Here is a 15,834-nt window from a genome sequence, read left to right as displayed (position 1 = left end):
AGACGTACCCCTTCAGGGGTTGACCGGAAAGGCAGGCGGTCGGCTAAAGGGCGATGTAGAAGAGGGAATGATCTAGTGCAACCGACGCCGGCGACAGACCGTTCCGGCCACCCGCCGGCACCTCATAAGACCGCGGCACATTTCAACTGGGCACGCCGCCCTACGATACGCGCGTCCCGGTCTCTGCCATTGCAAGCAGCGAGCAGCATGGACTGCCGCCAGATCTCTCGGATGCACATTGCGCGGTCGCGGTGACCACAACGCCCGCAAACTGGATTGCAAGTCCCCGCCCCGGCCATCGCCGAGATCGACAAACGAACTTCAACGATGCTGCCCCTAGCTGCGTTGCCGCGTCAGACGCGCGCCAATTGCCATCCATCGTCCTGAGCGACCGACGTCGTACCGCGCGGCCAGGAGTTACGGCTCGAGGTCACGCCCCTCGCGTTCGCCAGGCAGCCGATCGCTCCGGCGAAAAATTTCTCCTTGTTCTTTTGACACGTGAGGAAACCATCTTTGCGTCGAGGTTGCTCATCGACCCATGTTCGCTCGCAACCTCGAAATCAGCACGAAGCGGGATAGCCCACATCGACTGAGCCAGATGGATTCGCTGCCGGCCGCGGTGACATCGCCGATTGCCCATTTCTGTGGTTGCTTCCCCGATTATGTCCCGGAGCTGGAGCGACTTCGGCCCGGCCCAATCTCATCGATTCGCAAAGGTCGCTATGCGCTCCGGTTGCAGCGCGTTTGAAGAGCGTTACCGCGATCTAGCAAGCACGGGCCCTCGGCGACCCGGCAAGTCGCCGAACCTCCGATAGCGCTAGAAACCGTTGTGTTTTCAGTAGCGACGAAAGCTTTCCTTACAATTATCATGCTCCAGGGAATGGGATGAAAGCCAACGCCACGTGAAGGTGGATCGACGTCGCATCCATGAAGACGCTTGCCAATGCTGCGGCGAGAAATTTACTTTTGGCACCGCCTTCATCTCCGTGGCGACAGCATGTGGCGCCATCCCATCCATTGTATACTATCGTTTTTAATATAGTATAACCGAAAAATCCATGCTACATCGTCATTGACCCTTAGGGCCCATTGAATGGGAAGCGGAGGCTCAATGTGCGGCGGTTTCTGATCGGCGACAGGCTATTCGAGGAGGAATCGAGCGAATTCCGGGCAATTCTTGCACCTGCTTATGAACAGGGGCTTCGGCCATATTGCCAGTGCAACGAACCGCCGGTTGCGATGTACATCGCGCGGCTCGATGAGCAACACCTCGTCAAACGCATGCCGCTTACCGGGCGCAATCATGACCCGGCTTGCCCATCCTTTGAACCTCCCTATGATTTATCCGGCCTCGGGCCTTTGATCGGCAATGCAATCCAGGTCGATGCGAACGGGCGAGCAAGCTTGAAGATCGATTTTTCGCTGACGAAGAAAGGTCCACGAGCGGCCGCATCTCGATCGGCGGGTCCGCAAGAGTCCGCCATTCGCAATGAGCCAGAGAAGCTCTCGTTGCGCGCAACGCTGCACTATCTGTGGGAAGTGGGAGAATTGACCGAATGGCATACCTCCTGGGCTGGAAAGCGCGGCTGGGGTCGGGTTCGCACGAGCCTCATGAATGCCGCGTCGCAGATGACGACCCGCGGCGGACAGCTCAGCGATGTGCTGTTTGTGCCGGAGACGTTCCATCAGGAGGACAAGGAAGCAATTGCCGCACGCCGAGCAACCGCGCTTCGCGGTGCGCAAGCGTCCGGGACAGGACCGCGCAAACTGATGATCGCTGTTGCGGAAGTAAAGGAGTTCATCCCCGCACGCGTCGGACACCGGATCGCGGTTCGGCATCTGCCCTTTCCCTTCATGCTTGAAGACCAAGCATGGAAGCGGTTGAACGCCAGATACGACACGGAACTTGAATTGTGGCGTTCGAACGATGAATTGCACCTCGTCATGATCGCGACGTTTGGGATTTCGGCATCCGGGGTTGCAGCCGTCGAAGAAGTCGCGATGATGGTGGTGAACGAGAACTGGATTCCACTCGAAAACGTCCATGAGCGCCATCTTCTGAACAGACTGGCAGGGCTGCGACGCAAGTTCGTCAAAGGCTTACGCTTCAACCTCTCACACGAGCAACCAATCGTGTCGGTCACCCTGCCGGAACAGCGACCCTGCCCGGTTGCGATGTTTATCGTGTTGGCCGGTGCAGGTGGGAACTACCAGCGGGCATTGACGGAAATGATCGAGGCACGACCGGAGATGACGCCTTGGATTTGGTACATTGCCGAGGGAGACATGCCGCAGTTGCCGTGATCGTCAGAATGCCGGCTGCGTTGCCTTTGCTCGGACAAAGGTGGCAAGCTTTTAGATGATGAAGGAAGGCGCAAAGGGAAACGGACGGTTCGCAGAGTTCACGAACAAATCCAGATTCTGCGGACAGCGTAAGCGCACTTCGCCATGGGCCACAGCTCCCTCTGTTGTCGGCAACTTTTTATTCGGTAGAGCGTGCTAAGCGACAGAGATGCCGTCATGCGGCGAGCCAGCATAACTTCATTTGCCGACGCCCTTTCTTCAGAAAATTCAAGGGACCGATTGCCGCGGCGTCGGCAACCGGCCATTCCAAACATCGCGCCCTGCCACCGCCTTCGGCGCACCCATTCATCACCTCGCATTTTCACTTGCGAGGTGATGATCCATGGCATTTTCTCTTGAAAGGGACGCCTAGTCGGCGCCCCTTGCCTCAATTTGCTTGGCCTGTTGTGCATGCATCCAGTCGGCAATCTCCTGCGCTTTGCTGGCAGCAGTGAAGATGGCGCGCTTGTCGGAATGCATCACGTCGACCCAGGACCGAATGTAGCGAGCATGGTCCGGACGCGGCTCGACACTGAGGCCTAGGTCGGCGCAAATCATAGCACTCAGAAGCTCGACCGTGCATTCCTCCATCGCATAGGCGGCCGAGCCGAAGCGTCCAGAGAGATCGCGGCCGAGACGGTGGCTGGCGCCAGAAGCGTGGCCGCATTCGTGGAGCAGCACCGCATAGTAGGCGACCGCATCGCGGAAACACGCGAACCTTGGGATCTGCACCTGGTCCATAGCCGGGCGGTAATAGGCTTGCGAGCCGCCGTGGCAGATGTCAATCCCTAGAGCTGCGCAAAACCGTTCGGCCCGATCGATCCGCTTCGCCTCCGGCAACACCGGGCTCTCGGGCGGTGTGTAGCCGTCAACCTGGGCGCAGTTAAAAACCGAGTAGCCACGAGCAAACATGGACCGGGCGGGTTCGTCACGATTTGCGTCGTCGGCTTGGTCCTCCGTTTTGTCGCGATCGTGGGTCTTCCAGAACACGACAAGGTGACCGTGCTCGCCCTTACGAACCTGAGCGCCGAGCGCTTGCCATTGGTGGTAAGTGCCCCAGATCCCGGTGGGATAGCCGGCCGCGTGGGCCGCAGCCCAGAGTGAGAGGATGTTGACGCCGCGATAAGTCCTGCTTGAGGCGATGTTGACGGGCGTGGTGATGGCCGATCCGTCGTGATGCCAGGGCATCCGGTAATCACCGGCGCCGGCCTCGATGGCGGCGATAATCTGGTTAGTGACGCGCTCGTAGATATCGACTTGTGTTTGGCGTCTGCGATCTTTGGTCATTGGTGCCTCCTTTAGCTCGCCCCCTCCGTCGAGGGCGAGGCGGCAGGGGCAGGCGCGGGAGGCCGGCCCGTCACACCCTGTTCTCGGTGCTTGTGCGGAACAGGGTTGATGGGCTGGCAGCGTCTGCCACAACCGAGCCATGTCTCGACGGGCGTGCTGAAGGAGAGGCCGATCATGATTGACGCCCGAAAAGTCCGGGCTCTTGCGCCACATCAACTGGCCTCGTCTGGCGGAGAGTGCTTGAGGAGACACCCCTGGCGACAAGATCGGGTCGGGCCTGTCGAAAGTCCTCGATGACGATAGTCCCCTACGCGACCTCCAACGTCAGCACATGGATGTGTTTACAAGCGTGCGGTGATGCCGCATTTTCGAACGCCTTGGCACCGTGCAGGGGCGGCTTTGGTTCGGCTTCTAAGGCACGGATTCACTCTCTACGGGTTCTCCGAAAGGACCGTCGCTGACGAGCTAAGACAGCCTGGAAACGTGGCATTCCCCCTCACCGGACCGTTCGACGTCACCCGGTGGGCACCGACCTCGCTGCATGAGCGCCGGTTCGTTTTGAGGGTACTCGAGGGGCGCGACGGCCACGCGCAACGCCGTGTCGCTCTCCGGCTAGAGCGCGCTCATCACGCCGTCAGCGGTACTGATGAACCGGTGTACGCGCCGCTTGTCGCGCACAATGGCTTCGCCCATTCAAGGGCGTGGGTCGATCGAACACGGGCCTTCATCCTCGGCGACTGGGATACACCTCAGTTCGCAGGGCGGTTTTTCTGGCTATCGGTGGGCGGTTAGGACTTGTGATCTCGGAAGCGGGAATGAGCACACTTGATGATCCCGCCTCTGGGTTTTAGACGGCGCTTACCGTTGCCGGCGCCCTCGCCAACGGAAGAGACATCGGCGGCAGCCAAAGGTAGTCGGCGTGGGAAATAAGCCGCCGCAAGGCTGACCTTGGAAGGACACAGCACGCTTTGTACGGGCTCGATCCGGCAGATTGATCTACGGTGCTTTTATTTAACCTTGGGCCGGCCAGGCGTAGAACCCGCGCACCGCTTCAGATGGCCTTCGTGGGGAGACGGCAGGATTAGGCGGCATCACTGGGACGGCGATCAGGATTTCCGATTTGCTTAAATTGCGATCGACGGCTGAATTGAGAGCACAGGTACCCTTTGCCGTTGACCACGGATGTACTGGCATCGGCATGGTGCGATCACGAAAGGTCGGGTTTAACCCGGCCTTTTTGTTGGATGACGCTTTTCTTGGTCCTGTGCCAGCCGTCATTTTGCCATTTCAAAGCAAAACCACCGATCCCCCTCGAGAAGTTGCTCTCGATAAAGAAGGCCCGGCGGACATGCCCGCCGGGCTCATTATCAAGTCAAGAGATCCGATCAGGCTCGCAGTTGCTCCTGCGAATCCCGCGTTTGCACCTCTTCCATTTCGCGTTCGCGCCTATTGTGGCGAATGGACGACCAGAGCGAGATACCGATGAGCGCGGCACCTCCAAGGCCGGTGATGACTTCCGGAATGTGGACCAGCGTCTGAAAGTACATGACCACCGAGAGGACCAGGATCGCGTAGAACGCGCCGTGCTCCAGGTAGCGATACTCGTTGAGCGTTCCCTTCTCAACCAGCATGATCGTCATCGAGCGCACATACATGGCGCCGATGCCGAGGCCAATCGCAATGACGAAGAGGTTCTGCGTCAACGCAAAGGCGCCGATGACGCCGTCAAACGAGAAGCTGGCATCGAGAACTTCGAGGTAGAGGAAGGCGCCGAAACCGCCCTTTGCCGCCGCATTCATGGTCTGCTGCGAGGCATCAAGCAGACCGCCGACCACCTCAACCACGAGGAACGTCAAGAGGCCGTAGATCGCCGAATACACGAATGTGTGGACCTCTGCCGGTTCGAGCAGCGTCGAAAAGCTGAGAATGAGGGCGAGAACGAACGCAATCTCGATACCCTTGATGGTCGCAAAGCGCGCCATCTTGGTTTCGATCCACTTGATCCAGTGCACGTCCTTTTCATGGTCGAAGAAGTAGGTCAGGCCCACCATCATCAGGAAGGTGCCGCCGAAGGCCGCTATCGGCAGATGCGCGTCGTTCATGATGCGCGCATATTCCTCAGGCTTGCTTGCCGCCAGAACGATCGCTTCGATCGGGCCGATCTTCGCCGCGATGACGACGATCAGGAGCGGAAAGACAATACGCATGCCGAAGACGGCGATGATGATGCCCCAGGTCAAAAAGCGATGCTGCCACTCGGGCGTCATGTCCTTGAGCTTGTTGGCATTGACGATGGCGTTATCGAACGACAGCGAGATTTCAAGCACCGCAAGCACGGTGCAGATGAAGAAGACGGAGGCCATGCCACCGATGGTGCCGGTCGACTGCCAGCCCAGCCAGGCGCCGAGCACAAGGCCGACCACCGTGACGATGAAGGCCCAGGTGAAATAGCCGAGCGCGCTCGAATGCGATTGAGGCTGGTTCATCGACGTGCCTCCTTCGCGCGGACGACGCCGGATTCGGTGAAAAGATGGGGTTTCAAAACAGAAATGCGCACGGCCAAAGGGGCACATGCGTGAGGCATGAGATCAGTTTTCATGAGAGCTAATCCGCCGGCTAATTTGCTGGCGGTACCGACATCACGAGAGCGCCGTAAAAACTCTCGCCAGAGGGGCCCGGCACCAGTGTTCGACCCGCGATCCGATGTCTGGACGGCGGGCACGCTTGACTAATTAGCAGTGTCGGGCGGAACGTCAAGGGGGCCGCCAATCGCTTTGCTGGTGGATCGCCAAACGGTTGTTACCAAGCCCTGTCTTGGTTCGGCTGCCGCACCAAGCGTCGCCACCGATTCATTCGCAAAACTTATGGTTCCATATGCACTCGGCAATGGATCGGCCGCGCTGAATGTGGCATGGCGTGCGCAACTTATTAAAGGCCCTGACATGACCGTGATCTCCGCCCCCATAACCGCCCCGAACGCCGCCCGTACCGGCGTGCTCATCATGCTCTTGGGGATGCTGATGTTTTCGCTGAACGACGTCATGGGCAAATGGCTGGTCGCGACCTACTCCGTCAGCCAGCTGATGGTGATCCGAAGCGTTGCGGCACTTCTGTTCCTGTCGCCCTTCATTTTCAGGCGCGGCCTGCGCTCTATGTTCCAGGTCGAGCGCCCTGGCCTCCAGGCCCTTCGCTCGCTGCTCTTTGCCATCGACGCTTCCGCCTTTTATTTCGCGGTCGCCTACATGCCGCTCGCCGATACCATGACCTACTGGCTGGCGGCGCCGATCTATGTGGCGGCGGCCTCGCCGTTCCTGCTTGGCGAAAAGGTTGGCTGGCGGCGCTGGACGGCGATCCTCATCGGCTTTGCCGGCGTCTTGATCGCGCTCGAGCCCTCCAAGGAAAGCCTCGGCCTTCCGGCCTTGATTGCGCTTGCCGGCAGCACCGCCTTCGCATTTGCCCTCATGCTCGGTCGCACGCTCCGCTCCACACCTGACACGACGCTGGTCTTCTGGCAGATCGTTGGCGCGCTCATCTTCTCGCTCGTCGGCGTTGCCGCCAATCCCTCCGGCTGGGCGCCGGTCGATGGCGAAGCGCTATTGCAGCTCGGCGCGCTCGGCATCGTCGCGATGCTTGCGCATATCCTCGTCAATCGGTCGCTGAAGCTCGCCGATGCCGCCACCGTCGTCCCGCTGCAATACACGCTGCTCTTCTGGGCCGTCGTCTTCGGCTGGTTCTTCTTCGGCGACACACCGCGCCCGACCGTGCTCGTCGGCGCGGCATTGATCGTCGCCTCGGGCCTCTTCATCTTCTTCCGCGAACAGCAGCTGAAGAAGCGGAGCGCAAAAGCCTAATCTCCACCAACTCGGCGGGGTTCCATCATCGGCGACACTCTGCTACGCCGCCGAGGTCCAAGCTTGAAGGAGATGCCCATGGCCAAAGCGATCCATTCGATGATCCGTGTTCTCGACGAGAAGCGATCGATCGATTTCTATCGTGTGGCCTTTGGGCTAGAAATCGCCGAACGGTTGGAGTTCGAAACCTTCAGTCTGGTCTATCTCAGCAACGAGGAAAGCGAATTCGAGCTTGAGCTGACGGTCAACAAAGATCGGACCGAGCCCTATGCGCTCGGTGACGGCTATGGTCATCTGGCGGTGTCGGTCGACGACCTCAGCGCCGAGCACCAGCGCCTGACGGACGCTGGTCTCAATCCGGGCAAGATCGTCGACTTCACCCGCGATGGCGCGCTGCTTGCCCGGTTTTTCTTCGTGGTTGATCCCGACGGTTACAAGGTCGAAGTGCTCCAGCGCCACGGTCGCTACAAGTAGGACCTGGCTGCCAGGCAGATCAACCAAAACAATACCGATTATCGCGCCTATCTATTTCGCTTATAGACGAGCGCGACTTAGTCTTCCCCGGAAGCATCAAGAATGGTGCACAACAAGGGGAACGCGAATGAAGAAGCGGATTGCAGCAGCAGTGCTCGCCATCATGGCGGCAACGGCCGTTTCGGCCCAGGCCGCCGAAAAGATCAAGATCGGCACGGAGGGCGCCTATCCGCCCTTCAACTTCATCGATCCGGCCGGCAAGATCGGCGGCTTCGACGTCGACATCGGATTAGCACTTTGCGAGCGCATGAAGGTCGAATGCGAAGTCGTCGCCCAGGACTGGGACGGCATCATTCCCGGTTTGGTTGCCAAGAAGTACGACCTGATCATCGCGTCGATGTTCATCACCGAGGAACGCAAGAAGCAGGTCGCCTTCACCAATCCCTACTACCTCGCAGCCATGACGCATGCGGCCCCGAAGGGTGCAGGCTTTACCGAGTTCACCAATGAGGCGCTCAAGGGCAAGGTGATCGGCGCACAGTCAGGCACCACCCAGGCCGAATACATCACCGCCACATACCCCGACGCGGAGATCAAGCTCTATCCGACGCAGGATGAGGCGAACCTCGACATGGTCAACGGTCGCCTCGACCTTCAGGTGGGCGACATGCTGCCGCTGCTCGACTGGGTGACGAAAAACGCCGATGGAAAGGCGTGCTGCGAACTGATCGGCGAGCCGATCACCGACAAGAAATTCGTCGGCGAAGGTGTCGGCATTGCCGTGCGCCAGGAGGACAACGACCTGCGCGAACGGCTGAACAAGGCGCTGGACGAAATCCGCGCCGACGGCACTTACAAGAAGATTAACGACAAGTACTTCACCATCGACGTCTATACGATGAAGTGACGCGTGAAGACGGGCGGAACAACCCAATTTAAGATCCGGCCGCGTCCTACGGGCACGGCCGGATCTTATTTTTATTCCTCTTCTCTTATCGCGCGCGGCCGTGCCACGATCGCCTTGAATTCGGGATCGTCGACGAGCGATTGCACGGCCCAGTAGCCTTCGAGCCACTCGGCCTCGCCATCCCAACCGCCATCGACAAGCTGGCGGAGATTGGCAATCGCCCGAGTGCGGTCGCCGGCAAGCATCCAGGCTCCGGTTGCGTGGAAGCGATACCAGTTGATGTGATCGCTTGCCTGCTCCAGATGAAGGCCCCATTCCCGGCAGGTGTCGAGATCGAGATCGCCGACGTTCTCCGCCGGCAGGTTACCGCTATAGGCAACGTGCCGATCGCGTTCGATGAGGCCGATGCCCTGGCAATCGCGATCGATCCCTTGTTCGAGGCGTGCGTATGCCACTCGATATCGGTGCGTCCGCGCTTGATGCACTCGGTAATCGTCGCAGCCGCTGCCGCTTTGCCAAGCCGATAGGCAGGTTCGGTCCCGACGCCCACTTCGCAACGGGTACCGCTTACGCTGTCGGTTGCGCAATAGCTGACGATGGATCCGTCGTGAAGTACGCAGAAGCCGATGGTGTTTTCCAGGAAGAGTTCGGGATCAGCCCACCCTTCCATGAGATCGGTTACCGTGTCGATATTGCCGGGTTCCAGATCGAGCGGGCGCTGGTCGATCTGCACGAGACGGAAGCCGTCAGGCAACACCGTTGTCGCGAGACCAAAACTTGCTCCCGGCAAACCTATCCTGACGCGTGGATGCGGCCGTGCGAAGCCGTTGGACCAAATATCGCCAAGACGATCGTACCAGCGGTCTTCGATGAAGAAATAGGCCCAGTCAGGGATCAGTTCCTTCAGGTCGGCAAAGCTATCGCCCGCCTCGACGGGCAGGCCCGCGAGATAGTAGGCGTCGCCATTTGCGAGCAGCGCGAGGCGCGGTTCGACCGGACGATCGACCCAGACTTCACCGTCTATGATGCCGTCGAGTACGGCAGCGATGGAGACGTGCGTGGGGGAAAAGTCCTTCAGAAGGGACCGAGCAGCCGGTTAGGGCACTTGCTAGAGTAGAAACATGGAAATGCGATCCTGTTGCGGCGGGATATCCCATCCCTGCCGCCAGAAGAAAGAGCTGAGACGAGAAGGTCGTCCCGTTTCAGACCGGCTTCAGCCGACCGGCGCACGGCGTTAGATACTGTCATCTTGCACCCTCTCTTCCTGTGCGCCTCGGATCGGGCGCCATTTGCATTCGACGGACTAGACAGCCGGGCCGGACTGAACAAGCGCTTCACGGTAACCGCTTCAGGGCGACCTTGCGGCCTGTGCGCTTGCGCCATTGGCGGCCGCAACGACAGGCGCTAATGCTCTTCTGCCGGGATTTGGTAGCGTCAGCCCGGAATCGGCGGAAAGCATCGGAGACCGACATGTTCGACCTCAGCGGAATGACGGCATTGGTAACGGGTGGCGGCCGTGGTCTCGGCTTTGAAATGGCAAAGGCGCTCGCACGGGCAGGAGCAGCCGTCGCGATCAACGGCCGCGGTTCCGCCGCACTCGAAACGGCCCGTACCCAGGCTGCCTCGGAAGGCACCGCACTCGACATCGTTCCCGGCGACGTTTCGACGGACGCGGAAGAGATCGTCGCTGCAGCCGCCGGCAAGACCGGCCAGCTCGACATCCTCATTCACGCCGTTGGCGAGCGCGACCGGCGTGGCACCGACGACATGGAACCTGCCGCCTTTGCCACCCTCGTCAATACGGATCTGACGGCGGCCTATGCGATGGCGCGGGCAGCGCTTCCCTATTTCCGCCGCTCCTCATCCGCTCGGCTGATCTTCGTCACCTCGATCGCCGCCTCTGTGGCGCGGCCCGGCGATCCCGCCTACACCGCGGCAAAGGGCGGCCTTGATGCCCTCACCCGTTCACTGGCGGTGGAACTTGGATCGGCGACGCTGACGGTCAACGCGATTGCGCCCGGCTGGTTTGCAACCGAGACCAATGCCGCACTCGCCTCTGATCCGGCACTGCAGGCCTTCGTCGATATCCGAATTCCCTTGAAACGCTGGGGCCGACCGGAGGAGATCGCGCCGGCCGCCGTGTTCCTGGCCTCGCCTGCCGCCAGCTTCGTCAATGGCATAACCTTGACGGTGGACGGTGGCATGACCGCGCAGATGTGAGCGTCATCGTAGACCTTTTCCCGTGCAGCGGCTGCTTTCGGAATTCGCTGGGCGCTGTGTGCTTGGATCCGGAATGCCCGTAGATCGGCGCGGCAGCGCCGCAGTCTTTCCGGGTGATCGTCTTCACCACCGCTCGATACCGGCCGCCAAGCCTTCGGCAAGCAGTGTAGCGAGGTTCGACGCAGGCTTGTCGGCTTTTGCCTTCAGCCGCAAGCTGAATTCCGCATTCGGCAATGCCGGGAGCGAAAGTGCCTGGGGTGCGACCGCGATCCCTTCTCCGAGGAAGCGTGCCGTGCGCGCGGTAACGGCAATCCCGCTTCGCACCGCCGCCCGCAGGCCGGAAAGGCTGGGGCTTGTCGCCGCGATGCGGTAGCGACGACCGGTCTCATCGAGGGCTGCCGTCGCGGCCGCACGAAAGCCGCAGGGTGGATCCAGCACCGCGATCGGCAACTCGCTGTCAGCCGTGCACGGAGCATCCGATGACGATAGCCACAGCATCGGTTCGCGCAGAATGGCAAGTTCGTCGGGCGTCGGCCCCTCCCGCATGACGATCAGCACTTCGATCAGCCCCTGATCGTAGGCCGACGTCAGTTCGCGGGATCGGCCGACCCTCAAGTCCAGCCGCACGCGGGGGTGGGTGCGCCCGAAGCGGCGCAGGAGATCCGGCAAGTTGCTGTCGGCGAAATCCTGGGTGCAGCCGAGCGCCAGACGGCCATCGGTACTGGCCCCCTTTAGGCTTAGCCATGCATCACGGTGTACCTCGAGAATGCGGCGTGCATGAACAACCAATTCCTCTCCGGCCGGCGTCAAAACCCGCCCTCGACCTGAGGGCGCGAGCAGCGGCTCGCCGATCATCATTTCCAGGCGCTGCATCTGGGCAGTCACCGCCGACGGAGTCCGCCCAACGGTCGTGGCCGCATTCGCAAGGGAGCCACTCTCGGCGAAAGAAAGAAAGGTACGGAGGAGATCGGGATCAAAAGCCTGCATAACTTCAACATAATCGAAGTTATCATGCGAAACAATTCGATTTTCTAGAACATATTGAAGTGGCAAATTGGGCTCACAAAGAAACAGGAAACCCGAAAGGAACCACCCAATGCCCATCATCAACGTCACCGTCAGCGGCAAGCCGGACACCGCACTCTCGTCACGGATCGCCGCTTCTGTCAGCGAATTGACGGCAGCGCACCTGCGCAAGGATCCGACGATCACAGCAATCGTCGTCACTTATGCGGATCCGGAACACTGGTTCGCTGGCGGAAAGTCGCTTGCCGAGCAGGATACCAACAGCTTCTGGCTCGACATCAAGGTCGTCGACGGGACCAACACCAAGCAGGAAATGGCTGCTTATCTCGAAGCCATCTTCGGGCGCTTTGAACAATTGCTCGGACGGGTACACCACGAGAGTTACGTTCTCGTCCACGAAGTTTCGGCTGCCGCCTATGGCTATGGCGGAGAGACGCAGGAATTCCGCTACATCAGCGGTAGGCTGAAGTCCGGCGATTGAAACCCTTTGTCACCACAAGGGCAAAGCGCATGATAGCAAGCGCATCTCCCACGCAGTAATCGAAGAAACGGCAGCGGGTGTGGCGAGTGTCCCTGTCGATTGCCAAGTGAAAACGACGCAACTCACCTCCACCGATGCATCTTATAGTGCGACAACCCGTGGCCAGGCAGCCAAACGCCCGGGGGCTCGCCCTCGACCGCTGGCGCCACTTTGACTTCAGGCCTTGCCGCCTCGCCGGGAGGTGAGCGCGACGAGCGCCTCACGCATATCCGGTCAAGTCTTCGGAACCACGTCACATCGAGGTCGAGGCGCTGATCCACTTGGAACTGCAGGACGTTATCGGCGCGCTTGCCTTGAAGGACGAGCGAGATCCGAGCCAACTGATCGAAGCGGTCGGGCAGGCGCCTCTTTCCGCCGGTTAATCTTCTTCGTGAAAGTCTCTGCATCGCCCTCGGCGGCCCACCGGTTGAAACCCGAGCGGTCCGACAGAATGACTCGTCGGCGCCGATGCCAACTTGAGGCACCAGCCAGACGGCATGGACCGCCTGTATGGCGAAGACGACAGGGCCGCCGACCGCAGCGGCAGCGGCCAAAGAAAGACGGCTGGGTATGAAGCTATCCCCTCGACCTGCTTCGCCAAAACTTCAGGTCGGCGTTCTTCCGGCAGAAGAGGAAGCCTTGCGAGGCCCACGGGTCCGATGATGATGATGATTAGCAGGTTCTGCCAAGGGATGCCTCCGATCGCCGTCAGGATCGAAGCACCGCCGCTGATGACCGGGACACTAACCTCTTTCGACTTCCACCACGGTGCATCGAGACTGAAAGGCATCACAGGAACGGGGCATCTCCTCGGCAACCGGTACCACCTTGACCTCTCGTCCTGCAGCCTCGCAGGCGTGAGCGCGACGAGAGCTTTGTGAATGTTGGATCGCGTCTTCGGGCCGAGGTCACCGTCGACGTCCAGTCGTTGGTCAGCCTGGCACTGTCGGATGCTGTCGGCGTTATAGCCGCGAGAACGAGCGAGATCGGCGTCCGGCGTCGAAGCGGTCGGCAGGGCCATTCTTGCCGCCATTGCTCTCCTTCGTGATGGTCTCGCCGTCGACCTCATCGGCCCAGCGGTTCAGCCCGCGGGTGGCCCAATAGAACAACGGAAGAGGCCTTCCCAAAGGTCAGTGTTGACCCCATCCAAATCTGTGACGAAGTCGGGGCAGGCGGCGCGACACCAAACCGCGGAACTGGCGATAGTTGTCCTTGCCCGTCAACTGCGTGCCGGTGCGGCCACGATAGAGGTAGTCGTCGCCGTCCTTCTCCTCGTGTTGCCAAATTCGGTTCGCGTATCGTAGCGCTGCTACGCCGGGGTCCGGCACCAGATCTCGCAATCGTACCTGAAGTCGCCGCTTTCGTGCATCAACCTGCGCACCGAGTTGGCCTGTTCATCTCCGGTTTTGGTTGTCGTGATACAATTCACGAGTCGGATCCATCCAAGAGGAGTGAATCATGAGCCGAAATACCGTCCTCGGAATAATTCTCGCCGTGGTGGTGATCATCCTGGTCGTCGTCCTAATGCCAAAGAAGGAAGCGCCTACGGAAACTGCAACGCCGCCAGCAACGACGACTGAGCCGACGACATCTCAACCGTCGACGACCACGCCATCGACAACTGAGCCGGCAACAACCCAGCCATCAACAACGACCCCGTCGACGACAGCACCGGCAACCGCTGAGCCGTCAACGACCCAACCTTCGACGACCACTCCGTCCACTACGGAGCCGTCAACAACGACACCGTCAACTACTCAGCCGTCTACGACGCAACCTTCAACTACGACGCCGGCTCAATAAGGCCTGGTAGCGACCACCCTACGCTTAGACAGCGGTTAGCGGTGGTCGCGCTTGCCCAACCGGATTCCTGTGTTCGCGTAATCATTCTAACCGCAACCAACAAACGTGTCTGCGAGGACGAAATACCCCGAACGCCGCAATGACGAACCGCTCGAACGCTGAGAAGGTCCATCGTCCCTGGGGCACGATCGCCGTCGACAATGTGGCAAGCACAAAAATGCTCACCTTGAAGAATAAGGCGCGTCGCAGTTCGGGATACGGTACATCCGTCAGCCGAGGCACGCAGTCGGGTTCAAGCCACAGATAAGCATGGAGGCTGTTCGGCCTGACACCACGCCTTTGTTTTTCAGAATGCCGGCCAAGACCGATATGGCTGCCAAGATGCCTAAAAGCATCCAGACAATGCTCTCAATCGTGGCTTTCGCGCTGTTGCGTTCCCTTATCTCGGCTCGGCTTGTCGCCGCCATCGCCGTTTCGCGGTCCTGGGTCACGGGGGGTTTCAGGCCGAGGTCCGGGATCGCTGGGCTTCTCTGGCCGTGGGCCCGGATCGCCAGGCTTTTCTTCCCTTGGTGGCTTTTCCTCACGCGGTTTTTCCTCGCGAGGCTTTTCCTGGACGGCGGGGGCCGATCGCACAGGGTTGGAGCGGTCGGTGTCATCGAACTTGGCCGCCCTTAATCCGCAGCCGCCCCCGGCCCAACCCAGCGCACCAGATAATCTCTGACCTCCGGAGAGGAACGGCAGCGCCTGGGCATTGCCCAGGGATTTCAACGTCGTGCGGCTGACCCGTTTCGGTTCGGTGGCTCGGCGGCCGGGCTTGGCGACGACGCAATCGCAGCGCTGCGTCAGCTGCCGGCAGCCGCCTGGACCGCAGAAATCCGCCGCGCCGCTGAGCAGCACCACCGCGGTGGTGCCATCCGGGCCGACAAAGAAGTCGAAGGCGGTGCCCCGCACCCCGATGGTGCCGGCCGGCGTGACGATTTCATAGGCGGAATTGCCGGATTTGCCGCTGATCCAGCGGAACGTGCCCTTGGCGGCCATGATGGTCAGCTTCTTCACTGACTTCTTGTCGTCATAGACGAACTTGTCGATGACGACGGAAGACCCCCAGCCGACGGCAAGCTTGGTGCCATCCTCGAAGACAAACTGCCCGAGCCCGGACTTCGATGTCGATATCCGTTCGTTCTTGTAGACAGGGTCTCTGACCGCAATCGCACCCCGCGCACCGTTGACCGCTGTCCGGATCTCCACTGCCTTGCCGACCGGTTCGGCGGCAAACAGGGACATCGGACCAAGGACCACGGCACAAAGCCCAAGCGCGGCACCACGCAAGCAGAACATGGTACGCCTCCAACGCGTTATTGTTATCATATTTCAAAGATTTACGTCTTCTAGCGAAATTGAGG

The 15,834-nt window shown here is 60.3% G+C and carries 12 protein-coding genes and 1 pseudogene; 6 read left to right on the top strand and 7 right to left on the bottom strand.

Annotated elements, in window-relative coordinates; translation table 11 throughout:
• The first annotated feature begins 1,113 nt into the window (after positions 1-1,113).
• Positions 1,114-2,304, top strand: a complete 1,191-nt coding sequence (locus IB277_RS32305; protein ID WP_112772579.1) for a DUF1173 domain-containing protein — start codon at positions 1,114-1,116, stop codon at positions 2,302-2,304.
• Positions 2,305-2,712: 408 nt separating this feature from the next.
• On the opposite strand, the gene IB277_RS32300 is transcribed toward IB277_RS32305, so the two are convergent.
• Complete coding sequence (locus IB277_RS32300; RefSeq protein WP_112772580.1) at positions 2,713-3,630, bottom strand: ArdC family protein; 918 nt, start codon at positions 3,628-3,630, stop codon at positions 2,713-2,715.
• A gap of 1,385 nt (positions 3,631-5,015) precedes the next feature.
• Positions 5,016-6,116 carry a DUF475 domain-containing protein gene (locus IB277_RS32295; protein WP_034800249.1) on the bottom strand — a complete coding sequence of 367 codons (1,101 nt, stop codon included), beginning with the start codon at positions 6,114-6,116 and terminating at the stop codon, positions 5,016-5,018.
• A gap of 456 nt (positions 6,117-6,572) precedes the next feature.
• Here IB277_RS32295 and IB277_RS32290 point away from each other — a divergent pair, with 456 nt between their 5' ends.
• The 3 genes from IB277_RS32290 to IB277_RS32280 all read left to right on the top strand — a co-directional run bounded on the left by IB277_RS32290 (position 6,573) and on the right by IB277_RS32280 (position 8,862).
• A complete protein-coding gene (locus IB277_RS32290; RefSeq protein WP_060529440.1) occupies positions 6,573-7,481 on the top strand; it encodes a DMT family transporter in 909 nt (302 codons plus the stop codon).
• Between the two features lie 78 nt (positions 7,482-7,559).
• Positions 7,560-7,955, top strand: coding sequence for a VOC family protein (locus IB277_RS32285; protein WP_113079461.1), 396 nt, complete (start codon positions 7,560-7,562; stop codon positions 7,953-7,955).
• Positions 7,956-8,082: 127 nt separating this feature from the next.
• Positions 8,083-8,862 (top strand): ABC transporter substrate-binding protein, encoded by a 780-nt coding sequence (locus tag IB277_RS32280; protein WP_060521016.1) that lies wholly within the window; start codon positions 8,083-8,085, stop codon positions 8,860-8,862.
• 71 nt (positions 8,863-8,933) lie between these two features.
• Here IB277_RS32280 and IB277_RS38345 read toward each other — a convergent pair whose 3' ends face one another.
• Positions 8,934-9,317: a hypothetical protein gene (locus tag IB277_RS38345; protein WP_246812868.1), complete on the bottom strand. Its 384-nt coding sequence runs from the start codon at positions 9,315-9,317 to the stop codon at positions 8,934-8,936.
• 14 nt (positions 9,318-9,331) lie between these two features.
• Positions 9,332-9,886 (bottom strand): annotated as a pseudogene (locus IB277_RS39020) (GNAT family N-acetyltransferase); the annotation flags it as partial.
• A gap of 446 nt (positions 9,887-10,332) precedes the next feature.
• Here IB277_RS39020 and IB277_RS32270 point away from each other — a divergent pair.
• Complete coding sequence (locus tag IB277_RS32270; protein ID WP_113079464.1) at positions 10,333-11,082, top strand: SDR family oxidoreductase; 750 nt, start codon at positions 10,333-10,335, stop codon at positions 11,080-11,082.
• A gap of 123 nt (positions 11,083-11,205) precedes the next feature.
• Here IB277_RS32270 and IB277_RS32265 read toward each other — a convergent pair whose 3' ends face one another.
• Entirely contained in the window at positions 11,206-12,069 is an 864-nt protein-coding gene (locus IB277_RS32265) for a LysR substrate-binding domain-containing protein (RefSeq protein ID WP_192372754.1), read from the bottom strand.
• A gap of 109 nt (positions 12,070-12,178) precedes the next feature.
• On the opposite strand from IB277_RS32265, the gene IB277_RS32260 reads away from it, so the two are divergent.
• Positions 12,179-12,589, top strand: coding sequence for a 4-oxalocrotonate tautomerase family protein (locus IB277_RS32260; protein WP_113079466.1), 411 nt, complete (start codon positions 12,179-12,181; stop codon positions 12,587-12,589).
• A gap of 1,631 nt (positions 12,590-14,220) precedes the next feature.
• Here the strand turns inward: IB277_RS32260 and IB277_RS38745 are convergent.
• Together IB277_RS38745 and IB277_RS32255 are read right to left on the bottom strand one after the other, a co-directional pair.
• Positions 14,221-14,343: a hypothetical protein gene (locus tag IB277_RS38745; protein ID WP_255381103.1), complete on the bottom strand. Its 123-nt coding sequence runs from the start codon at positions 14,341-14,343 to the stop codon at positions 14,221-14,223.
• A gap of 496 nt (positions 14,344-14,839) precedes the next feature.
• Positions 14,840-15,769, bottom strand: coding sequence for a FecR domain-containing protein (locus IB277_RS32255; protein ID WP_090427390.1), 930 nt, complete (start codon positions 15,767-15,769; stop codon positions 14,840-14,842).
• Positions 15,770-15,834 lie beyond the last annotated feature (65 nt).

Source organism: Ensifer sp. ENS07, assembly GCF_014852185.1.
Classification (GTDB): Bacteria; Pseudomonadota; Alphaproteobacteria; order Rhizobiales; family Rhizobiaceae; genus Ensifer; species Ensifer adhaerens.
This window is presented reverse-complemented; position numbering and strand designations above follow the sequence as displayed.